This window comes from Micromonospora sp. NPDC049044, from assembly GCF_040649215.1.
Lineage (GTDB): Bacteria > Actinomycetota > Actinomycetes > Mycobacteriales > Micromonosporaceae > Micromonospora.
Genome location: NZ_JBEZFA010000003.1, coordinates 236,458 through 256,302 on the forward strand (window position 1 = coordinate 236,458; position 19,845 = coordinate 256,302).

23 protein-coding genes and 1 pseudogene are annotated in these 19,845 nt (G+C 71.4%); 13 read left to right on the forward strand and 11 right to left on the reverse strand.

Annotated elements, in window-relative coordinates; all coding sequences use genetic code 11:
* Window positions 1-9: 9 nt before the first annotated feature.
* The 4 genes from AB0B85_RS03960 to AB0B85_RS03975 are packed head-to-tail and all read left to right on the forward strand — an operon-like array spanning window position 10 to window position 3,432.
* Window positions 10-1,722: a nitrite/sulfite reductase gene (locus tag AB0B85_RS03960; protein ID WP_357403282.1), complete on the forward strand. Its 1,713-nt coding sequence runs from the start codon at window positions 10-12 to the stop codon at window positions 1,720-1,722.
* A complete protein-coding gene (locus AB0B85_RS03965; protein WP_167517323.1) occupies window positions 1,719-1,880 on the forward strand; it encodes a hypothetical protein in 162 nt (53 codons plus the stop codon). The genes AB0B85_RS03960 and AB0B85_RS03965 overlap by 4 nt, the downstream gene beginning before the upstream one ends.
* Window positions 1,877-2,638, forward strand: coding sequence for a phosphoadenylyl-sulfate reductase (locus AB0B85_RS03970; RefSeq protein WP_357403285.1), 762 nt, complete (start codon window positions 1,877-1,879; stop codon window positions 2,636-2,638). The genes AB0B85_RS03965 and AB0B85_RS03970 overlap by 4 nt, the downstream gene beginning before the upstream one ends.
* Window positions 2,635-3,432: a CbiX/SirB N-terminal domain-containing protein gene (locus tag AB0B85_RS03975; RefSeq protein WP_357403337.1), complete on the forward strand. Its 798-nt coding sequence runs from the start codon at window positions 2,635-2,637 to the stop codon at window positions 3,430-3,432. The genes AB0B85_RS03970 and AB0B85_RS03975 overlap by 4 nt, the downstream gene beginning before the upstream one ends.
* A 67-nt stretch (window positions 3,433-3,499) precedes the next feature.
* Here the strand turns inward: AB0B85_RS03975 and AB0B85_RS03980 are convergent, their stop codons facing one another.
* A complete protein-coding gene (locus AB0B85_RS03980) occupies window positions 3,500-3,757 on the reverse strand; it encodes a WhiB family transcriptional regulator (RefSeq protein ID WP_007072794.1) in 258 nt (85 codons plus the stop codon).
* Between the two features lie 450 nt (window positions 3,758-4,207).
* On the reverse strand, window positions 4,208-5,158 hold the full coding sequence (locus tag AB0B85_RS03985) for a diacylglycerol kinase family protein (RefSeq protein ID WP_357403287.1): 951 nt from the start codon (window positions 5,156-5,158) through the stop codon (window positions 4,208-4,210).
* On the opposite strand from AB0B85_RS03985, the gene AB0B85_RS03990 reads away from it, so the two are divergent.
* Window positions 5,157-5,591 carry a hypothetical protein gene (locus AB0B85_RS03990; protein ID WP_357403289.1) on the forward strand — a complete coding sequence of 145 codons (435 nt, stop codon included), beginning with the start codon at window positions 5,157-5,159 and terminating at the stop codon, window positions 5,589-5,591. The genes AB0B85_RS03985 and AB0B85_RS03990 overlap by 2 nt on opposite strands.
* Window positions 5,592-5,613: 22 nt before the next feature.
* On the opposite strand, the gene AB0B85_RS03995 is transcribed toward AB0B85_RS03990, so the two are convergent.
* The 3 genes from AB0B85_RS03995 to sodN all read right to left on the reverse strand — a co-directional run bounded on the left by AB0B85_RS03995 (window position 5,614) and on the right by sodN (window position 6,976).
* On the reverse strand, window positions 5,614-6,021 hold the full coding sequence (locus tag AB0B85_RS03995; protein ID WP_355031264.1) for an ATP-binding protein: 408 nt from the start codon (window positions 6,019-6,021) through the stop codon (window positions 5,614-5,616).
* Window positions 6,018-6,509 (reverse strand): GNAT family N-acetyltransferase, encoded by a 492-nt coding sequence (locus AB0B85_RS04000; protein WP_357403339.1) that lies wholly within the window; start codon window positions 6,507-6,509, stop codon window positions 6,018-6,020. The genes AB0B85_RS03995 and AB0B85_RS04000 overlap by 4 nt, the downstream gene beginning before the upstream one ends.
* Window positions 6,510-6,571: 62 nt before the next feature.
* Window positions 6,572-6,976: a superoxide dismutase, Ni gene (gene sodN, locus AB0B85_RS04005; RefSeq protein ID WP_357403291.1), complete on the reverse strand. Its 405-nt coding sequence runs from the start codon at window positions 6,974-6,976 to the stop codon at window positions 6,572-6,574.
* Between the two features lie 53 nt (window positions 6,977-7,029).
* Here sodN and AB0B85_RS04010 point away from each other — a divergent pair, with 53 nt between their 5' ends.
* The 3 genes from AB0B85_RS04010 (at window position 7,030) to AB0B85_RS04020 (ending at window position 9,735) form a co-directional block, all read left to right on the forward strand.
* Window positions 7,030-7,410, forward strand: a complete 381-nt coding sequence (locus AB0B85_RS04010) for a S24 family peptidase (protein WP_357403293.1) — start codon at window positions 7,030-7,032, stop codon at window positions 7,408-7,410.
* Window positions 7,411-7,555: 145 nt separating this feature from the next.
* Window positions 7,556-8,734 carry an NADP-dependent malic enzyme gene (locus AB0B85_RS04015; protein ID WP_357403295.1) on the forward strand — a complete coding sequence of 393 codons (1,179 nt, stop codon included), beginning with the start codon at window positions 7,556-7,558 and terminating at the stop codon, window positions 8,732-8,734.
* A gap of 38 nt (window positions 8,735-8,772) precedes the next feature.
* Window positions 8,773-9,735, forward strand: a complete 963-nt coding sequence (locus tag AB0B85_RS04020) for a zinc-binding dehydrogenase (RefSeq protein WP_357403297.1) — start codon at window positions 8,773-8,775, stop codon at window positions 9,733-9,735.
* Window positions 9,736-9,931: 196 nt separating this feature from the next.
* Here AB0B85_RS04020 and AB0B85_RS04025 read toward each other — a convergent pair whose 3' ends face one another.
* Window positions 9,932-10,897, reverse strand: a complete 966-nt coding sequence (locus tag AB0B85_RS04025) for a chlorophyllase (protein ID WP_357403299.1) — start codon at window positions 10,895-10,897, stop codon at window positions 9,932-9,934.
* Between the two features lie 97 nt (window positions 10,898-10,994).
* Window positions 10,995-12,044 carry an aldo/keto reductase gene (locus AB0B85_RS04030; RefSeq protein WP_357403301.1) on the reverse strand — a complete coding sequence of 350 codons (1,050 nt, stop codon included), beginning with the start codon at window positions 12,042-12,044 and terminating at the stop codon, window positions 10,995-10,997.
* An 89-nt stretch (window positions 12,045-12,133) separates the two neighbouring features.
* Here AB0B85_RS04030 and AB0B85_RS04035 point away from each other — a divergent pair, with 89 nt between their 5' ends.
* Window positions 12,134-12,595, forward strand: coding sequence for a MerR family transcriptional regulator (locus AB0B85_RS04035; RefSeq protein ID WP_357403303.1), 462 nt, complete (start codon window positions 12,134-12,136; stop codon window positions 12,593-12,595).
* On the opposite strand, the gene AB0B85_RS04040 is transcribed toward AB0B85_RS04035, so the two are convergent.
* A complete protein-coding gene (locus AB0B85_RS04040) occupies window positions 12,477-13,022 on the reverse strand; it encodes an aminoglycoside adenylyltransferase (protein WP_357403305.1) in 546 nt (181 codons plus the stop codon). The two genes, AB0B85_RS04035 and AB0B85_RS04040, sit on opposite strands and share 119 nt — an antisense overlap.
* A gap of 91 nt (window positions 13,023-13,113) precedes the next feature.
* Between AB0B85_RS04040 and AB0B85_RS04045 the strand changes: the two genes are divergently transcribed.
* A complete protein-coding gene (locus tag AB0B85_RS04045) occupies window positions 13,114-13,287 on the forward strand; it encodes a hypothetical protein (RefSeq protein WP_357403307.1) in 174 nt (57 codons plus the stop codon).
* Between the two features lie 2 nt (window positions 13,288-13,289).
* Window positions 13,290-13,907, forward strand: coding sequence for a hypothetical protein (locus AB0B85_RS04050; RefSeq protein ID WP_357403309.1), 618 nt, complete (start codon window positions 13,290-13,292; stop codon window positions 13,905-13,907).
* Window positions 13,908-13,914: 7 nt separating this feature from the next.
* On the opposite strand, the gene AB0B85_RS04055 is transcribed toward AB0B85_RS04050, so the two are convergent.
* From AB0B85_RS04055 to AB0B85_RS04065, 3 genes are all read right to left on the reverse strand, one after another.
* Complete coding sequence (locus AB0B85_RS04055) at window positions 13,915-15,030, reverse strand: acetate kinase (protein WP_357403311.1); 1,116 nt, start codon at window positions 15,028-15,030, stop codon at window positions 13,915-13,917.
* Window positions 15,027-17,105, reverse strand: coding sequence for a phosphate acetyltransferase (pta, locus tag AB0B85_RS04060; RefSeq protein ID WP_357403313.1), 2,079 nt, complete (start codon window positions 17,103-17,105; stop codon window positions 15,027-15,029). The genes AB0B85_RS04055 and pta overlap by 4 nt, the downstream gene beginning before the upstream one ends.
* A 97-nt stretch (window positions 17,106-17,202) precedes the next feature.
* Window positions 17,203-17,895, reverse strand: a complete 693-nt coding sequence (locus AB0B85_RS04065; RefSeq protein ID WP_357403316.1) for a TetR/AcrR family transcriptional regulator C-terminal domain-containing protein — start codon at window positions 17,893-17,895, stop codon at window positions 17,203-17,205.
* 102 nt (window positions 17,896-17,997) lie between these two features.
* On the opposite strand from AB0B85_RS04065, the gene AB0B85_RS04070 reads away from it, so the two are divergent.
* A complete protein-coding gene (locus tag AB0B85_RS04070; RefSeq protein WP_357403318.1) occupies window positions 17,998-19,116 on the forward strand; it encodes an NAD(P)/FAD-dependent oxidoreductase in 1,119 nt (372 codons plus the stop codon).
* Window positions 19,117-19,364: 248 nt separating this feature from the next.
* Window positions 19,365-19,845 (forward strand): annotated as a pseudogene (locus AB0B85_RS04075) (hypothetical protein); the annotation flags it as partial.

Consider the following 19,845-nt stretch of genomic DNA (forward strand, 5'->3'; position numbering starts at 1 on the left):
GACGCCGCGATGGCGGTCAGCAGCAGCCCTGCCCGTTCCGAGGACCCGACGACCCGCCCGACCCGGGCGCCGCGCCGGCCCCGGGGTGAGGGTCAGTGGGCGCTCGGCCACCGTGAGCCGCTCAACCCCAATGAGCGGATCAAGAAGGACGACGACCCGCTCAACGTCCGGGCCCGGATCGAGACAATCTACGCGCACCGTGGCTTCGCCTCCATCGACCCGCAGGATCTGCGCGGCCGGTTCCGCTGGTGGGGCCTCTACACCCAGCGCAAGGCGGGCATCGACGGCGGGCGCACCGCCGTGCTGGAGCCGCACGAGCTGGAGGACGAGTTCTTCATGCTGCGGGTCCGCATCGACGGCGGCCAGCTCAGCCTGGCCCAGCTGCGGGTGATCGCGGACATCTCCCGGGAGTTCGCCAGGGACACCGCCGACATCACCGACCGGCAGAACATCCAGTACCACTGGATCCGGGTCGAGGACATGCCGGAGATCTGGCGTCGGCTGGAGTCGGTAGGCCTGCAGACCACCGAGGCGTGCGGCGACTGCCCGCGCATCGTGCTGGGCAGCCCGGTCGCCGGGGTGGCCCGCGACGAGCTGCTCAACCCGACGCCGGCGATCGACGAGATCGTCGCCCGGTACGTCGGCGACAAGCAGTTCTCCAACCTGCCCCGCAAGTTCAAGACATCGATCTCCTGGCTTGTCGACACCCCGTACGAGTCGAACGACATCGCCCTGCTCGGCGTCGACCACCCCGAGCACGGGCCGGGCTTCGACCTCTGGGTCGGTGGCGGGCTCTCCACCAACCCGATGCTGGCCCAGCGGCTCGGCGTCTGGGTGCCGCTGGCCGAGATCCCCGACGTGTGGGCCGGGGTGGTCGGGATCTTCCGCGACTACGGCTACCGCCGGTTGCGCAACCGGGCCCGGCTGAAGTTCCTGGTGGCCGACTGGGGTGTGGCGCGCTTCCGGGAGGTGCTGGAGAAGGAATACCTGGGGCGTACGTTGCTCGACGGCCCCGCCCCGGAGCTGCCGGCGAAGCCGATCGACCACGTGGGCGTGCACGAGCAGGCCGACGGGCGGCACTACGTGGGCGCCGCGCCGGTGGTCGGGCGGGTCTCCGGTGGGCAGCTCGCCGAGCTGGCCGACGTGGTCGAGGCGCACGGCAGCGACCGGGTGCGACTCACCCCGTACCAGAAGCTGCTGGTGCTCGACGTGCCGTCGGAGCGGACGGAGTCGCTCGTCGACGCGCTGCGTGGCATCGGCCTGGAGGCCCGGCCGTCGGCCTGGCGGCGCGGCACCATGGCGTGCACCGGCATCGAGTACTGCAAGTTGGCGATCGTCGAGACCAAGGCCCGCGGCGAGGAGTTGGTGGCCCGGCTGGAGCAGCGGCTGCGCGACTTCGACGCGGACATCTCGATCCACATCAACGGCTGCCCCAACGCGTGTGCCCGCACCCAGGTGGCCGACATCGGCCTCAAGGGTCAACTGGTGGTCGGTCCGGACGGCCGGCAGGTGGAGGGCTTCCAGGTGCACCTGGGCGGCGGCCTGGGCATGGCCCAGGGCCAGACCGCCGGCTTCGGCCGCAAGCTGCGCGGCCTGAAGACAACCGCCGACGAGCTTCCGGAGTACGTGGAACGGCTGGCCCGCCGCTACCTGGCCGGGCGGAGCGAGGGTGAGACGTTCGCCAACTGGGTGATCAGAGTCGACGAGGAGGAACTGCGGTGAGCAGCGAAAACCGAGCGGCACCTCTGTACTGCCCCTACTGCGGCGAGGAGGACCTGCGGCCGCACGAGGCGGGGCACGGCGCCTGGGAGTGCCACGCCTGCGCACGGGTCTTCTCGGTGAAGTTCACCGGGCTGCTCTCCCGGGCGGTGACCCGATGAGTCTCGTCTCCGCCGCGAGCCTGCGCCTGGTCGGGCCGGGCGCTGTCACCTCGGCCGAGTCGGTCGGGCGTAACCCGGACGAGTTGCGGACGCTTGCCGAGCAGGCGGCCCGGGATCTGGAGGGCGCCCCGGCGCTGGAGATCGCCAGGTGGGCGGCGCAGACCTTCGGCGACCGGTTCTGCGTCACCAGCTCGATGGCCGACGCCGTGCTGGCGCACCTGGTGTCCCGGGTCGCCCCCGGGGTGGACGTGGTCTTCCTCGACACCGGTCTGCACTTCCCGGAGACGCTGCGCGTGCGCGACGAGGTGGCCCGCACGCTGCCGGTGAACGTCCGGTCGATCCGGCCCCGGCTCACCGTGGGGCAGCAGGACGGCCAGTACGGTCCGCGGCTGTTCAACAAGTCGCCGGACGACTGCTGCCAGCTGCGCAAGGTGGAGCCGTTGGAGCGGGCCCTGTCCGGGTACGACGCCTGGGCCGCGGGCCTGCGCCGGGACGAGTCGCCGACCCGGGCCAACACGCCGGTGGTGACCTTCGACGCGCGGCGCGGCAAGGTCAAGGTCAATCCGATCGCGGCCTGGACGCAGGCGGATGTGGACGCCTACATCGCCCGCTTCAACGTGCCGGTGAACGAGCTGTTCAAGCAGGGGTACGGGTCGATCGGCTGCTGGCCGTGCACCCGCCGGACCAAGGCCGGCGAGGATGCGCGGGCCGGCCGGTGGGCCATGTTCGAGAAGACCGAGTGCGGGCTGCACGTCTGACCTCGCCGGCGACCACCCCGACCGGCCCTGGTGCGGCCGGAGGGGCGGACCCGGTGGTGCTTGTCGCACACGGCAGCCGGGATCCACGAGCGGCCGATGCCACCCGGGCGCTCGCCCGTGCCGTGTCGGCCGCCCGGCCCGGTACCCCGGTCCTCGCGAGTTGGCTTGACCACACCGAGCCGGGGCCGACCGAGGTGCTGCGTGGCCTGGCGGCGGCCGGGCACCGTCAGGCGGTGCTGGTGCCGCTGCTGCTGACTGCCGCGTACCACAATCGGGTGGACATTCCGGCTGCGGTGAGCGCGGCGGTGCGGGCCGAGCCGGCACTTGCGGTGCGGGTGACCGACGTGCTCGGCCCGGCGGACGGCACCGTCGACCCGGGGCTGCTGGGTGGGCTGCGTCGACGCCTCGCCGAGGCGCGGCCGGGCCGCTTCGACGCGCTGGTGTTGGCCGCGGCGGGCACCCGGGACGCGCGGGCCCGCCGGTCGGTGGGTCAGGCCGCGGACGCGCTCGGCGCGGAGTTCGGGGTGCGCTGTCGGGTGGCGTACGCCTCGGCGGCTCCCCCGGCGGCCGGGGTTGCGGTGTCCCGGCTACGTGCGGCCGGTGCCCGGCGGGTAGCGGTGTGCGCGTACTTCCTGGCGCCGGGCCTGTTCCACGACGCGGTGACCGAGGCGGCTCGAGCGGCCGGCGCGGTGGCGGTGTCCGCCCCGTTGACCGATGCGCCGGAACTGGCCGAGGTGGTGCTGCGCCGGGTCGATGACGGGTTGTGCGGCCACGTCGTGGCACCTGCCGGTTGAGGCCGGAGCGGACAGCGGAACGCCCCGGTGGGCGGACCCACCGGGGCGTACAGCTGTGTCGTTGGGATCAGGCGGAGTGAGCGCGCAGCACGCGGAGGCCGCCGCGCCGCTTGACGGCACGCCGTTCCTCTTCGCTCATCCCGCCCCAGACGCCGGCGTCCTGACCCGACTCGAGCGCCCACTGCAGGCACTGGTCGGTCACGGAGCAGCGCCTGCAGACGGCCTTGGCCTGCTCGACCTGCAGGAGAGCCGGCCCGGACGTCCCGATCGGGAAGAACAGTTCCGGGTCCTCGTCGCGGCAGACAGCATGGTGACGCCAGTCCATGGCGGCAACACTCCTCATTCTGGATGGGTGGCAACAATTGCTTGGTCGTGCTTTTCCTATATGCATCCGCAGTGCCGATGGTGACGGTTAGCGTCCGTCTATTCGGCAGTGCGTGAGCAGGCTGTTAGCGCCCGGGGACCTGCTGGAACAGCTCAACCTGACGAGCATATCCAGGCAATGTCCCGGTAACTCAAGTTCGCTTGTGAATACTTTCACGAACAGTCGTGATGTCAAGGGTGACGCTCGGAAAAACTCCGGGCGGTGAGCAAGCCCACAGCCCGTTTGCCCGGTTTTCGGGGCTTTCCCGATTACCCGCCGTGCCACAGTCGAGGATCAATATAGTACAGTCCGCGTGACATTGCTGACATTTCCGGCACCTGCCCCTCGGCGTGGCGGTGGCCTGTCGGCGCGGTTGCGGCCACCGTGTCGACCTAGGGCAGTACCCGAGACCTAGCAGATTACTCTCAGTGCGGCGGGAACGGAGGTGAATCTGACTTTCTCCCGCTCGCCGAGATAGTCGCCGTCCAGCTGGAACGCCTGCGGACGGGCGGAGAGCAGGGTGAACTCCGCAGTGTCGTGGATTCGTAACACCTGTCGACCGCGCGGATCCGGCTGCCGGGACAGGAACTGCGTCACTGTCCGTGTTGTGCTAGCCACCCGGAGCTGACGCAGGGCCAGCACATCGAGCCCGAGATCGAACGATGCCGACGGGTTCGGGTTGACCTCCCGGTCGCCCAGGTACGTCCACGGTGCCGTGTTCTGGATGATGACGGTGGCCAACTCGGCCTCGGCCAGCTCGCCCGGACGTTCCAGCACGATCGCCGGGTGCCGCCGGTCCGAGGCGAAGAAGTACTGGTTCATGATCGAGCGCAGGTAGAGCGTCGGCGTGGACACCCGGCCCTTGCGCCGGGCCTGCTCCACCCGGTGGATGACCGCGGCGTCCAGCCCGAAGCCGGCGCAGAAGGTGAAGTAGCGGTCGTCCGCGCGGCCCAGCCCGACAGTGCGGCTCCGGCCCAGCCGTAACCCTTCGAGGATCATGCTGGTCGCCTCCGGCCACTCCCGGGGCAGGCCCAACGCGCGGGCGAACACGTTCGTCGAGCCGCCCGGCACTGTCGCCAGCGCGGGCAGTCGTTCGGCCATCGGCACGCCGACGGCGCCGGGCGGCGGGTCGGCCGTCATCAGGCCGTTCACCACCTCGTTCACTGTGCCGTCGCCACCCAGGGTGACGACCAGGTCGACGCCCTCCGCCGCGGCCTCCCGCGCCAGCGCCATCGCGTGCCCGCGCCGCCGGGTGTAGCGCACGCTGAGGTCGACTTCGCTGCGCAGCGCCCGGACGAGCACGTCCCGGCTGCGTTCGCTGGTGGTGGTGGCCTTTGGATTGACCACCAGGACGGCGTGCATGGGCGGCACTGTACCTCCCGGTAGCCCGGGTATCGTGGCGCGCGTGACCATCGACTCGGCCCCGTTTCCCGTCACGCTCCGCTGGGCGGTCCGGCTGTTGTGGGCGGAGGCGGCCGCCGTCGGGCTGGTCGCGGCATGGCTGGTCTGGGCCGATCTCACGGCCACCACCACCCATCTGGCCTCGGCGTTGCTGGTTACCGCGTTCGCCATCGGGGCCGCGGTCGCGCTCTGGGCGCTGGGCCGGGCCCTGTCACAGCGCAAAGCGGGCGCCCGCGCGCCTGCGATAGTGCTTCAGCTGATGCTGCTACCGATCGGATGGTTCATGATCCAGGGCGGGTTGGGCTGGCTGGGCGTGCCGCTGATGGTGCTCGGGCTGGGCGTGGGCTGGCTGCTGGTCTGCCCCCCGACGACCCGGGCACTCGGCTTCGAGTGACCGACCTGGCCCGTCGAGCCGGTCAGTAGCCGCCGGAGCGGCGGGTGAGCAGCGCGATGGTGGCCCGACCGTCGACGGCCGTGGCGGATGCCGACGTCGTCAACGCGGTAAGCACCTTCCAGGCGAAGGACGACTCGGCCGGCAGCGTGGCACCCCGCACTGTCGGCACTGTCACCTCGACTGTCAGCGCGTCCTCGGTGACCGCGAAGCGGCACTCCAACTCGGCGTCGCGGGTGGCGATGGCGAGCAGCATGGCGCACGCCTCGTCGACAGCGATTCGCAGATCCTCGATCTCGTCGAGCGCGAACTGCAACCGGGCCGCGAGACCGGCGGTGGCGGTGCGGAGCACGCCAAGGTAACCGCCGTCGGCAGGCACAGTGAGGTGCACCACGTCGTCGTCGGTCGCTGGCTGGCCAGTCAGTTGAGTCACGCCTCATCCCCCCGGTCGGGGACTCTACCCGGTCGGTCGTCCGTACGCGTGCCAGCGGTGGCGGCCTGGCCGGCGAGCGCCCGCAGCGCCTCGCCACTGAGCCGGTAGGGGACCCACTCGCTCATCTGCTCCGCACCGATCGAGGCGTAGAACCCGGCGGCCGGGTTCCAGTCGATCATCCACCACTCCAGCCGCCGGTAGCCACGTCGTACGCAGATCTCGGCGAGCGTGGCGAGCAGCGACCGACCCGCCCCGGAACCCCGGGCGGTCGGTCGGACGTACAGGTCCTCCAGGTAGATGCCGTGTACGCCGGCCCAGGTGGAGAAGTTGAGGAACCACAGGGCGAAGCCGATCGGCTCGTCCCGCTCGTCCACCGCGACGTGACCGAAGAGCGCCGGTGCGGGACCGAAGAGGGCCGAGGAGAGCTGTTCGGCCGTGAGGTGACACTGGTCGGGGGCGCGTTCGTACTCCGCCAGCTCGTGCACCATGGCGACGACGGCCGGCACGTCCTCGGGACGTGCCGGCCGGATCGTCGGGATGACCGGTACGGTCACGCCTTCTTGGTCTCCCAGAAGATCTTGGCGATCTCGTCGATCTTCGAGAGCAGCTTGTCGGCGGTGGCCGGGTCGAGGCTGCCCTTGACGCCACCGGCGCCGGCGAGCTTGGTGGCCTCGTTGAACAGGCTGTGCAGGTTCGGGTACTTCTCGAAGTGTGGCGGCTTGAAGTAGTCGGTCCACAGCACCCAGAGGTGGTGCTTGACCAGCTCGGCGCGCTGCTCCTTGATGATGACGGCCCGGGTGCGGAACTCCGGGTCGGTGTTCGCCTGGTACTTCTCGCAGATCATTTTGACCGATTCGGCCTCGATCCGAGCCTGAGCCGGATCGTAGACACCACACGGCAGGTCGCAGTGTGCGCTCGCGGTGACGCGGGGCGCGAGGATGCGCGGAAATCGCATCAGGATCCTCCATGGGAAGTTTGCGATGATCAAAGGCGACATTACTCCTGGGGATGCTTTCCGAACGGACGGAGGTGAAACCAGTGGAGGCCGATCACCCGCCTGAGGTGGCCCGGTTGCGCGGGCCGCTGACCGCCGTCCTTGTCGTCGGCCCGTCCATGGCACCGACGTTGCGGCACGGCGACGCGGTGCTGGTACGCCCCGGCGGTCGGCGGATCCGACCCGGGGACGTGGTGGTCGCGGTCTTCCGGACCCGTCCCGACCTGCTGGTGGTGAAGCGGGCGGTCCGCAAACAGGACGGCGGCTGGTGGCTGCGCGGCGACAACGAGCTGGTCACCGACGACTCGCGGGCGTACGGGGTGGCCGACGTACGAGGGCGGGTGGTGGTCCGCTACTGGCCGCGCCCCGGGCGGGTACGTCGTCACGGGTTATGACCCCGCTCACATCCGGGAGGGGGTGTCGACACTATGCTCGGAAGTGTCCGGGTGACCCCCCGCACCGCGTGCCACCGCTCGCCGCCCACCTCGCGGCCAGGCCCGGCCGCCTCACATCTGCTCGACAGATCCTGGAGTCACCGCCATGTCTTCGTCCACCGTGGACCCCGCTGATCCCGTCTTCCTGCTGCACCGCGGCGGCAAGATGGCCATCACCTCGACAGTGCCACTGACCAGCCGGGATGACCTCTCCCTGGCGTACACCCCGGGGGTGGCCCGGGTGTGTGAGGCGATTGCCGCCGACCCCGCCCTGGTGGACGACTACACCTGGGTGTCGCACACCGTCGCGGTGGTCACCGACGGCTCGGCGGTGCTCGGGCTCGGCAACATCGGCCCACGTGCCGCGCTGCCGGTGATGGAGGGCAAGGCGGTGTTGTTCAAGCAGTTCGGTGGGGTCGACGCCGTGCCGGTCTGCCTGGACACCCAGGACGCTGATGAGATCGTCGCGGTGGTCCGGGCGCTGGCGCCCTCGTTCGGTGGTATCAACCTGGAGGACATCAGCGCCCCGCGCTGCTTCGAGATCGAGCGCCGCCTCGACGAGGCCCTCGACATCCCGGTCTTCCACGACGACCAGCACGGCACCGCGATCGTGGTGCTCGCCGCGCTGCGCAACGCCGCCGCCCTGCTCGACCGCAAGCTCGGCGACCTGCGGGTCGCGGTCAGCGGCGCGGGTGCGGCCGGGGTGGCAGTGACGAAGATGCTCATCGCCGGGGGTGTCGACCCCGACCAGGTGGTGGTCGTGGACTCCAAGGGCATCATCGGCCGGCACCGCACCGAGCTGACCGGCACCAAGGCCGAGTTGGCGGCGACCACTAACGCGGACGGCCGGCACGGCGACATCACCGAGGCGCTGCGCGACGCCGACGTGCTGATCGGGGTGTCCGGCGGGCAGATCCCCGAGGCCGCGGTGGCGGGGATGGCCCCCGGCGGGATCGTCTTCGCGCTGGCCAACCCGACCCCGGAGGTGCACCCCGAGGTGGCCGCCCGGCACGTCGCGGTGGTCGCCACCGGGCGCAGTGACTACCCCAACCAGATCAACAACGTGCTGGCCTTCCCCGGGGTGTTCCGTGGGGCGCTGGATGCCGGCGCGACCCGGATCACCGAGGCGATGAAGGTCGCCGCCGCGGACGCCATCGCCGGCGTGGTGGCCGAGTCGCTGACCGCCGACGCGATCGTCCCCTCGCCACTCGACCCGCGCGTCGCGCCGGCCGTCGCCGAGGCGGTCGCCGAAGCCGCCCGCCGCGACGGCGTCGCCCGCCGGTAGGGCAGGGCGCCTTCTTAACGGACGCCCAGCTTGTTACCGTGCCGATCATGCGTGCTGCCTTCGCCTCCCGTTTCGACGACGCCGACCCGCTCGCCGCGCTCACCGTCGGTGAGCGGCCCGAGCCGACCCCTCCGGCTGACGACTGGGTGACAGTTCAGTTGCGCGCCACCTCGCTCAACCACCACGACCTCTGGTCGCTGCGCGGAGTGGGGCTCGCCGAGGCCCAGCTGCCGATGATCCTCGGCTGCGACGCGGTGGGGCTGGACCCGGAGGGCCGCCCGGTGGTCGTCTACCCGGTGGTGGTCACTCCGGGCGACCCGCGCGGGGTCTCCATCCTCTCCGAGCACTTCGCCGGGACCCTCGCCGAGCGGGTGGTCGTACCCCGATCGAACCTGATCCCGCTGCCCGAGGGCATGGCGGCGACCGACGCGGCGTGCCTGCCCACGGCCTGGCTGACCGCGTGGCGGATGCTCACCACGAAGGGCCGGGTCGCGGACGCCGACAGCGTGCTGGTCCAGGGCGCGGGTGGTGGCGTCGCCACCGCGGCCGTCGCGCTCGCCATCGCGATGGGCAAGCGGGTGTACGCGACCAGCCGCGACGCCGCCAAACGGGACCGGATCTCGGCCCTCGGCGCGACCGCCGTGGAGCCCGGTGCCCGGCTGCCGGAACGGGTGGACGTGGTGATCGAGACGGTCGGCGCGGCCACCTTCGACCACTCGCTGAAGTCGGCAGCGCCGATGGCCCGGATCGTGGTCTCCGGCGCGACCGCCGGGCATGAGCCGTCGGTCAACCTGCGCCGGGTCTTCGCGATGCAGCTGGAGATCCTGGGCTCCTCGATGGGCACGCCGGGTGAGCTGTACGAGCTGCTGGCGTTCTGCTCGGACAACGAGGTGCGCCCGGTGGTGGACAGCGTGGTGCCGTTCAGTCGGGTCGAGGACGCCTTCGCCCGCCTGCACTCCGGCGACGCCTTCGGCAAGGTCGTCATCGACCACACCGCCTGACCCGTCCCGCGCTGCCCGCCCGTCCCCGCGCTGCCCGCCCGTCCCCGCGCTGCCCGCCCGCAAGATCACACAACATCGTGGAAATAGTGGCCTCAGGCGACGTTGAGGCCACTATTTCCTGGTTACTGCGCGATCTTGCGGGGCGGGGCGTGGTGGGTGGGGCGGGGCGGGGCGTGGGCGGGGCGTGGGCGGGGCCTCAGAGGTGGTCGTCGAAGGTGGCGATGTCGCCGCGGGTCGCGCCGGTGGGGATGCGCTGCTTGGCAGCCGCGTCGCCGTAGAGCGACCAGCGGAGGAAGTCGATGGACGTGTCCGAGACCACCCGCAGTGCGGCCTTGTCCTTGAGCATCGTCTGCCCGTGGTCGCCCTTCGGCAGGCTCAGCATCGCCTTGGGCCAGGGCACCTTGTCGTACGCGGCCTTGCCCGCCGCGTACTCGACGACCTTGTCCAGCTGACCGTGCACGAACAGTTGCGGCGCGGCCGTGCCGGCGAACGCGGTGCCCACCCCGAGCGCGGTGCCCGCGAACACCACCCCCGCGTCCAGCCGCTCGTCCCGGTTGGCGGTGAACAGCCCGATCGTGGTCACCCCGCCGGCCGAGTGCCCGGCTGCGGCGACCCGGTCGGCGTCCAGCCGGCCCTGCAACTGGTCGTCGGCCTTGGCGTCCAGCGCGAGCACCTGGTCCAACGCGTACGACACGTCGGCGGGTTGGTTGAGCACGTCGAGGACGTTGTTGTCGGCGCCCCGGGAGGTGTGCGGGAACGTCGGCGCGGCCACCACGAAACCCGCCGCCGCCCAGCGGGTCAACAGCGTGGCGTAGTCGTCCGGCCGACCACCCAGACCGTGGCTGAACATCACCACCGGGAACCGGCCCTTCGCCGCCGCCGCCCCCGACCTGGCCGGGTCGCCGATCTCCCCGGCGGCCGGGTACCAGATCTTCACAGGTAGCGCCCGGCCGGTGCGGTTCAGCTTCAGGTTGCGTACCCCGACGGGGTAGGGATTCACCGGCGCGTGCCCGGCGGCGACCTGCGGCGTCGCCACGGCGGTGGGCTCCGGCGCGGCCGGCGCGGCCGGCGTGCGCCGAGCCGGCGCGCCCGTGGAGCAGCCGGCCAGAACGGCCAGCAGCAGGACGGTGACCAGCATTGCGGGGGTGGCGCGACGGTGCATGAACCCGATTGTGCCCTGCCCGCCGGAACCGCCCGGCGGGCTTCGACGTGCTGCGCCCACCCGATCACCGTCCGCTGCGTCCGGGCGTCCGACTCGGTCAGGCCGCAGCCCGGTCGGCCAGAGGGCGTCGCCGCAGTGCCGGGTCGGTGAGTGAACGCGGTGGGAAGGCCGCGTTCGGGTTGTACCGGTTGGTGCCGGGCGGCACTATCTCGTCGATCCGGTCGAGGGTCGCGTCGTCCAGGGTGAGCGCGGCCCCCTTCAGCAGGTCCTCCAGCTGCGAGCTGGTGCGCGGTCCGATGATCGCCGAGGTGACGGCCGGGTGGGCCACGGTGAAGGCGATGGCGAGCTGGGGCAGCGTGCAGTCGATGCTGTTCGCGAGGTCGACGAGCTGTTCGACGGCGTCGAGCTTGGCCGCGTTCTCGGCGATCGTGGGATCGAACTGCGCTGGCCGCAGGGCGGCCCGCCCGGTTGACAGGTCGACGGGCTGGTCCCGGCGGTACTTTCCGCTGAGAAACCCGAAGGCGAGCGGGCTCCAGACCAACGCCCCCATGCCGTAACGCCGGCAGACCGGCAGGGTGGAGGCTTCGACGCCGCGGGCCAGGATCGAGTACGGCGGCTGCTCGCTGCGCAGGCGTCCGAGGCCGCGGCGCTCGGCTACCTGGTGCGCCTCGACGATCTCCTCGGCGGGGAACGTCGAGCAGCCGAAGGCGCGGATCTTGCCAGCGCGGACCAGGTCGGTGAGCACCGAGAGCGTCTCCTCGATGTCGGTCGAGGGGTCGGGACGGTGCACCTGGTAGAGGTCGATCCAGTCGGTGCCCAACCGCCGTAGGCTCCCCTCGACCGCCTGGAGGATCCACCGCCGCGAGTTGCCACCCCGGTTGGGCCCCTCGCCCATCGGGAAGTGCACCTTGGTGGCGAGCACGACGTCGTCGCGGCGCCCACGCAGCGCCTTGCCCACGATCTGTTCGGACTCACCCTGGCCGTACATGTCGGCGGTGTCGATCATGTTGATGCCCTGGTCCAGGGCGGTGTGGATGATGCGGGCACAGTCGTCGTGGTCGGGATTGCCGACGGCACCGAACATCATGGTCCCGAGGCAGTGGGTGCTCACCTCGATACCGGTGCCGCCGAGGGTGCGATAGCGCATGCCGATGCTCTCCTAGCTGATTCGGTGTGATCAACCGGCACCGTAGGAGCTTGAGTCGGCTCTAGGTCAACCCCGTTACCCTGCTCGGCATGGCTGAGGTCACCGCGGCGCTGAGCATCGGACAGGTCGCTGAACGCACCGGCTTGAGCGTGCACACTCTCCGCTTCTACGAACAGCAAGGAATCTTCGTCAGCGCCGTACGCCGTGCGTCCACCGGACGTCGCGTCTACAGCCAGGACGACGTGGACTGGTTGGGGGTCTGCGTCATCCTCCGCGCCTCCGGCATGCCACTGCCCGCGCTGCGCCGCTACACCGAACTCGTTCGCGAAGGCGCGGGCAACGAGGAGGAACGACTCGCGCTCCTCCGCGAGCACCACGGGCGCGTCCGGGACCAGCTCGGCCGGCTCACCCAGTGCCTCGACCTGATCACCTTCAAGGTCGGGGTGTACGAGGACATCCTCGACCAGGAAGGGCCAGCAGCCGGGTCAGGTCGTCCGCGTCCTTCGGTCGGCGGGGACGTTCCGGCATCCAGACCGGGTACATCTGCTTGAACTCGATCTGGGCCGCCACCGAGATCGTCGGCACGGTGAGCGGACCGAACCGGCCGGGTGGGGCGTCCAGCATCCCGGCCGGCAGCAGGGTGCCGGCCCAGGGCCCGGCACCCACAGTGGGTCGGCCGGTGCTGTCCCGACCCAGATACGCGAAGCTGACCTCCACGTCGGCGGTGAACAGGTCGAGCTGCGACTCCACAGGCATTCGCGGGTCGGACCGCCAGGCCCGACCCAGCAGCAGGTCGGCCAGCCGGCCCGCGTCGTCGCGCCAGCAGTACCAGTCGACGTCGACGTGCGGGCGGGTCACCACGCCAAGCTGGAAGTCCATCGCCCAGCCGCCGCGCAGCCACACCGGGATGTCGGCAGCCCCGGCCACCGCGACCACCTCGGCGATGCTCGCCAACTGTCGGCGCGCCAACTCGTCCACGGCATGACCGTACCGTCGGCGGCGGGCCAGTGGGCAGGACGCCGTGGGCCAGGGACGGTGCGACCTGAGCAGCTTCGCTAGGGTCACAGGCATGCCTGAGAACTACACGGACCCCAGCGGCAACACGGAGGCGTTCCGCGCCTTCAACCAGACGCCGGAGGCTGCGGCGCCGACGGAGGCCCCGTCCCGCCTGCCGCTGATCATCGGCGCGGCGGTCGTCGTTGTCGTGCTGGTCGCCCTCGTCGCCTGGCTCGCGACGAGCTGAGCGTGCCGGAGCGGGCAGACGCGCCCAGCCGGCGGCCGGCGGACGACCCGTCGGCGTCCCTGCTGACCAGGCTCCGGAGGATCCGCCGCGGTCCGGCCGTCATGGGTGCCCTGCTCCTGCTCACCAGCCTCGCGTACGCGACAAGCGTCGCCGGTTACAAGTGGCACCTGCACACCAAGGCTGAGCGGTTACGGGCCGAGGGTGTGCCGGTTCTGGCTGACGTGATCGACCGCCGGGACACCGTCGGACGTGGCGGCGGCACCGACACCATCGAGGTCGGATACCACTACGAGGGTGTCCGGTACTCCGAGCGGATCCTCTGTGGTTCCGCTGGCGGCTGCACCGAGGAACGGCCGGCGGTGCTGCGGGTGTGGGTCGACCCGGTGCACCCCGAGGAGTTCCTCGCCGAGAACGGCAACACCGATGATTCGGTGTTCGTCCTCAACGCCTGGGGTGGCGTCCCCTTCGGTCTGGCCTTCGCCGTGATCGGTGGGGGCATGGTCTGGGCGGCCACCCTGCCGGGCCAGGCTTCAGGCCCGACGCGGGCCAGACGTGGGCCCGGCCGGGACCAGGTGCGCCGTACCGTCAGTGCCCGGCGTCGGCGCAACGCCCGCCGCTGACGCGTCGTCAGCCGCGCGCGACCACGTCCCGAGTCTGCCGGGCGATCTCCCGTTCCTCGTCGGTGCGGATGACACAGACACTCACCTCGGCATCGTCGGGTGAGATCACCCGGTCGCCCGTGCCATCGTTGCGGGTCTCGTCCACCGCGATGCCGAGCCGGCCCAGGCCGGCAAGCGACGCGGCCCGGACGGGCGCGGCGTGCTCGCCGACCCCGGCGGTGAAGGCGATCGCGTCGACCCGGCCGAGCAGCGCGTAGTACGCCCCGACGTACTCGGTGATCCGCCGGCAGTACACGTCGAAGGCCAGCCCCGCCGCCCGGTCACCGGAGGCCCGACGGCTGAGCACCTCGCGCATGTCGTTGACGCCGGTCAACCCGAGCAGGCCGCTGCGGTGGTTGAGCAGGTCGTCGATCTCGTCGACCGACAGCCCACCCTCGCGGCGCAGGTGGAAGATCACGGTGGGATCGAGGTCGCCGCTGCGGGTGCCCATCACCAGCCCTTCGAGGGGCGACATGCCCATCGAGGTGGCGACGCTGCGTCCGTTCTGCACCGCGCAGGCGCTCGCCCCGTTGCCCAGGTGCAGGGTGATCGTGTTGAGCTGCTCGTACGGGCGGCCGAGCAGTTCGGCAGTGCGCCGGGACACGTACGCGTGCGAGGTGCCGTGGAAGCCGTACCGGCGGATGCCGTACCGCTCGGCGGTGTCCCGGTCGACCGCGTACGTCGCGGCGGCCTCCGGCAGGGTGTGGTGGAACGCGGTGTCGAAGACGGCCACCTGCGGGACGTCCGGCAGCGCCGCGCGGGCCACCTCGATGCCGGCCAGGTTCGCCGGGTTGTGCAGTGGGGCGAGCGGCACCAGGTCCCTGATCGCGGCCAGCACCGCGTCGTCGACGAGCACCGGTGCGCTGAACGTCCGGCCACCGTGCACCACCCGGTGCCCGACCGCGGCCAGCCCGCTCAGGTCGAGTCCGGCCAGGATCTGCCGTACCGCGCTGGTGTGGTCCGCCGGACCGCCACCGGGCTCACCGACCCGCTCGACGGTGCCGTGGTCGAGCACCCGGTCGTCGTCGTAGTGGCGCCACTTCACCGACGACGACCCGCAGTTGAGCACCAGCACCCGACTCATGAGGACTCCTCGGTGGCCGCCTGGATGGCGGTGATCGCCACCGTGTTGACGATGTCCGGCACGCTCGCGCCGCGGGACAGGTCGTTCACCGGCCGGCGCAGACCCTGCATGACCGGGCCGACGGCGACCGCCCCGGCGGAGCGCTGCACCGCCTTGTACGTGTTGTTGCCGGTGTTCAGGTCCGGGAAGATGAAGACAGTGGCCTGCCCGGCGACCGGGCTGCCGGGCAGCTTCGTCGCCGCCACCGCCGGGTCGATCGCCGCGTCGTACTGGATCGGCCCCTCGACCAGCAGGTCGGGCCGGCGCTCCCGGACCAGGGCGGTGGCCGTGGCGACCTTCTCCACGTCCGCGCCCGCTCCGGAACTGCCGGTGGAGTACGACAGCATTGCCACCCGGGGTTCGATGCCGAACCGGGCGGCGGTGTCGGCCGACGAGATCGCGATGTCGGCGAGCTGCGCGGCGTCCGGGTCGCGGTTGACAGCGCAGTCGCCGTAGACCAGCACCCGGTCGGCGAGCAGCATGAAGAAGACGCTGGAGGCCACCGAGACCTCCGGCACGGTACGGATGATCTCGAACGCCGGTCGGATGGTAGCGGCGGTGGTGTGCGTGGCACCGGAGATCATGCCGTCGGCCCGTCCGGTCGACACCATGAGCGTGCCGAAGTAGTTGGGTTGGGCCACGATGTCGTGCGCCAACTCGGCGGTCATGCCCCGGTGGGCGCGCAGCCGCGCGTACTCGGCGGCGAAGTCGTCCCGCCAGTCGCTGGTGGCCGGGTCGACCACCGTCGCGTCGCCGAGGTCGATGCCCAGCTCGCGGGTCCGCCGGGCGATGTCGTCCGGCCGGCCCAGCAGCGTCAGGTCAGCCACCCCGCGGCGGAGCAGGATCTCCGCCGCGCGCAGGATCCGTTCCTCGGTGCCCTCGGGCAGCACCAGGTGCCGGCGCTGCGAACGGGCCCTGTCGATCAGCTCGTTCTCGAACATCAGCGGGGTGACCCGGGTCGACCTGCTGACGCGCAGCCGGCGAGCCAGGTCGTCGGTGTCCACGCAGCGCTCGAACGCGCCAAGCGCCGCCTCCACCTTGCGCGGGTTGGCCGTGCTGGGTCGGCCCTCGATCCGGCTGGACGCGGCCACCGTGTCGTAGCTGTCGCTGCGCACGGAGAGCACCGCCAGGCCGGTGTTCAGGCCCTGCACCAGCCGCATGACCCGGGGGTCGGGCTGCTCGCCGAGGGTGAGTACCAGCCCGGCCACCGACGCCTGCCCGGCCACGTGCGCGGCGCTCGCGGCCACCAGCAGGTCGGCCCGGTCCCCGGGGGTGATCACCAGGGCGCCCTCGGTGAGGTGGTCCAGCAGCGTCGGCACGTGCGCCGCGCCGACCACGAAGTCGAGTACGTCCCGGCTGAGCGCGGCGTCGTCGCCGGCCAGCAGGGTGGCGCCGAGCGCCGCCGCCACCTCGGCCACCGTCGGCGCGGACACGCTCGGCACCTCCGGGATGACGTACGCCGGCACGGGCAGCTCCGGCAGCGTCATCGGCGCGCACACCCGGTTGGCGATCACCGCGAGCACCGTCGCGCCCAGGTCGGCCAGATCGTGGTACGCCCCTCGCATGGCCGCCGCGACGGCCGCCGGCTCCTGTTCGTAGCCGTCCACCACCGGCACCACCACGCTGCCGAACTCGGTGGCCAGCCGGGCGTTGAAGGCCAGCTCGCGAGGATGGGCCGGATCGCCGGGGTCGTCGAAATCGCTGCCCACCACGACCACGGCCGAGCACTGACGTTCCACCGCCCGGTACCGCTCGACGACCGTGGAGATCAGTTGCTCACGCCGGCCGTCGGCGACCAGCCGGGCCGCCTCGGCGTAGGTGGAGCCGGCCAGGTCGGCGAGCGGCACCTCGACCCGGTACCGCTCGCTCAGCAGCGCGAGGATCGGGTCCGACCCGGTGTCGGCGACCAACGGCCGGAACACGCCGATCCGCCCCACCTGGCGGGACAGCAACTCCGCCAACCCGAGGGCGACAGTCGACTTGCCCCCGCCCGAACCGACGCTGGTCAGATACACGCTGCGAGCCACAGTCCCCACCCTAGAAGATCGCGAGACTCCCCACCCGGGCCCTACGGCCCCCATCACCGCGGCCCTCGGTCCGGGCTCGTGCGGGCGGCGGCTGTGCCGCGGGTGGTCAGGTCGAGCGCAGGGCTGCGATGCCGGTCAGGAAGATGTCGATGCCGGCGAGGAACTGCTCGCGGTCGTCGTGGTCGCGCAGCTGGGTCACTGTCGCGTGCACGAACGGGTACCTGTCGGGGTCCAGTTGCGCCCACTTCGCGGCCGTGGTGTCCAGGAACGCCCCGCGGTCCGTGTCGCGGCCGGTGAGGTGCCGGGCGTTGGCGGCGTTCTGGACAGCGACACCGAGGACGTAGTTCACGAGCGTTCCGGCCGCGTCGAAGCGCACCCGCTCGGGGACGGCGAGTGCGTCCAGCAGCCTGCCGATGCTCTCGTAGAAGTCCAGCAGCGCGGGCCGCCACGGTTGCCGGGAGAGTTCCGCGCCGACCCAGGGGTGGGCGTCGATCGCGTCGAACAGGCCCAGGGTGAGCAGGCGCAGGATCTCGCGGGGGCTCCCGGTGGTGGCCGTGCGGGACAGCACACCGGTGATGACGTCGTCGGTGGCCGCCGCGAGCAGGTCGCTCTTGTCCGCGACGTGGTGGTAGATCGCGCCGTAGCCGGTCTTCAGGCGAACCGTGAGCGCGCGCAGCGTCAGGGCGTTCTCGCCGCCGCCGTCCAGGATCTCGGTAGCGGTCTGGATGATCAGGTCCCTGGACAGGCTGTCCGTGCGGCGCGGGGTCTGCCCGGATCCGTTGGCGGTTCGGTGTGCCATGAGCCCAGTGTCGCACGTTGGATTGTTGATCCAAAGCCGTGCTAGCGTCTTTGGAGCGACGATCCAACACGGGTCGTCCAGTAGTAGGCCTGGGGGAACACCATGACGACACCGGTCACGATCATCGGGGCGGGCCTCGGCGGACTGATGCTGGCCCGCGTGCTGCACGTGCACGGCATCCCGTCCACCGTGTACGAGGCGGAGGCGTCCTCGGCGACGCGTACGCAGGGGGGACTACTCGACATCCGCTACTACAACGGCCAGCCCGCGCTGGAGACGGCCGGCCTGATCGAGGAGTTCCGCACGCTCGTCCTCGACGGGCGTCAGGCGATGCGGCTCCTGGACCGGCACAGGAACATCCTGCTCAACGTGCCCGACGACGGCACCGGTGGCAGCCCGGAGGTGCAGCGCGGTGAACTACGGCAGATGCTGCTCGACTCACTCCCCGCCGGCACCGTCCGGTGGGGCCACAAGGTCAGCGGCGTCCGCTCTCTCGGCGAGGGCCGCCACGAAGTGGCCTTCACCAACGACACCGCAGTCGTCACCAGCCTGCTGGTCGGCGCGGACGGCGCCTGGTCCCGGGTCCGACCGCTGCTCTCCGACGCCACGCCCCGGTACACCGGCTTCTCGTTCATCGAGACGCACCTGTTCGATGGCGACACCCGGCACCCGACCAGCGCGGAGACCGTGGGCGGCGGAGCGATGATGGTGCTGGAGCCGGGCAAGGGGATCCTGGCCCACCGGGAGCGCGGCGGAAACCTCCACACCTGGGTGATGCTCGCCCGGCCGCAGGACTGGTTCGCCACCATCGACTTCACCGACCCCGACGCGGCCACCGCACGGATCGTGCGGGAGTTCGAGGGCTGGGCGCCGGAACTCACCGCGCTGGTCACCGACGGCGAGACCCCGCCGGTCCTGCGCCACATCTTCACCCTGCCCGCCGAACACGTGTGGGACCGGACGCCCGGGGTCACGCTGCTCGGTGACGCCGCACACCTCGCGGCACCCAACGGCGAAGGCGCCAACCTGGCCCTTCTCGACGGTGCCGAACTCGGCACCGCCGTCGCCGCGCACCCCGGCGACATCGAGACCGCGCTCACCGCGTACGAGCGGGCGATGTTCGTGCGTAGTGCCGAGGCCAACGCCGAGGGCCCCGACCTTCAGGACATGCTCGGCGACGGCACACCCGACACGCTGATCAGGGCGTTCACCGGCAGTTGAGGGTCAGGCGTCCTCGTCGTCGGGGTCGCCTAGGCGGGCCAGGCGGGTGGTCAGGCGCTCGATCGGCGGTGCGGTAGGCGTCTCACCTGCTAGGCGTCGCAAAAGCCGAAAAGAATTCACGCCTACACTCGCTTCCCATGACCACCCGGCGCCTGAGCAGCGACGATACGTCGACAAGGAGGTCGACGGCCGCAGGCATGCCCGGTGACGCTCCTACCCAACCTGACGCACCAGTCGACGAGCGGACGATGGTGATCGGACGCTCCGACGCCCCCACCGAGCTGATCGCCGCCGCACCCCAGCCACCGCCGGTGTTCGTCGACCCCAGCGGCCGACGTCGCTCCCGCCTGCGCTGGCTCGCATACGCCGTCGGCCTGCTGGGTCTGCTCTACACCGGGCTGGTGGCTGTCAGCTTCGCCGGCGGCGTGGTGGACCCGCGCACGGTGCTTCCCTTCGTGGACGAGGTCGAGCAGCCCCAACGGCAGCGGTCGCCGCAGGCCGAGGCGATCACCGTGGTCCCTGAGCCGTCAACGGCCACCCCCCGTACGCCGGCGGCCACGGTGACCCCCACCCCCGCCCCGGCGGCCCCCCGCCCGGTCACCCCCAGCCGCTCGCCGAGCGCCACCCGCTCGCCCGGTCTTCGTCTCCTCCACGTTGCCGGCCTTGTCGGTCGAGCGGAACCGCAGCTCGTGCTCGCCGTCGCCGGTGATGGCCACCGGTGCGGTGTAC

Bases quoted from the DNA above. Each gene is read 5' to 3' on its own strand.
- AB0B85_RS03960 (WP_357403282.1), top strand. From the start codon at position 10: ATGGCGGTCAGCAGCAGCCCTGCCCGTTCCGAGGACCCGACGACCCGC.
- AB0B85_RS03970 (WP_357403285.1), top strand. From the start codon at position 1,877: ATGAGTCTCGTCTCCGCCGCGAGCCTGCGCCTGGTCGGGCCGGGCGCT.
- AB0B85_RS03980 (WP_007072794.1), bottom strand. From the start codon at position 3,757: ATGGACTGGCGTCACCATGCTGTCTGCCGCGACGAGGACCCGGAACTG.
- AB0B85_RS03990 (WP_357403289.1), top strand. From the start codon at position 5,157: ATGGGCGGCACTGTACCTCCCGGTAGCCCGGGTATCGTGGCGCGCGTG.
- AB0B85_RS03985 (WP_357403287.1), bottom strand. From the start codon at position 5,158: ATGCACGCCGTCCTGGTGGTCAATCCAAAGGCCACCACCACCAGCGAA.
- AB0B85_RS04000 (WP_357403339.1), bottom strand. From the start codon at position 6,509: ATGGTGCACGAGCTGGCGGAGTACGAACGCGCCCCCGACCAGTGTCAC.
- sodN (WP_357403291.1), bottom strand. From the start codon at position 6,976: ATGCGATTTCCGCGCATCCTCGCGCCCCGCGTCACCGCGAGCGCACAC.
- AB0B85_RS04010 (WP_357403293.1), top strand. From the start codon at position 7,030: ATGCTTTCCGAACGGACGGAGGTGAAACCAGTGGAGGCCGATCACCCG.
- AB0B85_RS04015 (WP_357403295.1), top strand. From the start codon at position 7,556: ATGTCTTCGTCCACCGTGGACCCCGCTGATCCCGTCTTCCTGCTGCAC.
- AB0B85_RS04025 (WP_357403299.1), bottom strand. From the start codon at position 10,897: ATGCACCGTCGCGCCACCCCCGCAATGCTGGTCACCGTCCTGCTGCTG.
- AB0B85_RS04030 (WP_357403301.1), bottom strand. From the start codon at position 12,044: ATGCGCTATCGCACCCTCGGCGGCACCGGTATCGAGGTGAGCACCCAC.
- AB0B85_RS04035 (WP_357403303.1), top strand. From the start codon at position 12,134: ATGGCTGAGGTCACCGCGGCGCTGAGCATCGGACAGGTCGCTGAACGC.
- AB0B85_RS04045 (WP_357403307.1), top strand. From the start codon at position 13,114: ATGCCTGAGAACTACACGGACCCCAGCGGCAACACGGAGGCGTTCCGC.
- AB0B85_RS04055 (WP_357403311.1), bottom strand. From the start codon at position 15,030: ATGAGTCGGGTGCTGGTGCTCAACTGCGGGTCGTCGTCGGTGAAGTGG.
- AB0B85_RS04065 (WP_357403316.1), bottom strand. From the start codon at position 17,895: ATGGCACACCGAACCGCCAACGGATCCGGGCAGACCCCGCGCCGCACG.
- AB0B85_RS04070 (WP_357403318.1), top strand. From the start codon at position 17,998: ATGACGACACCGGTCACGATCATCGGGGCGGGCCTCGGCGGACTGATG.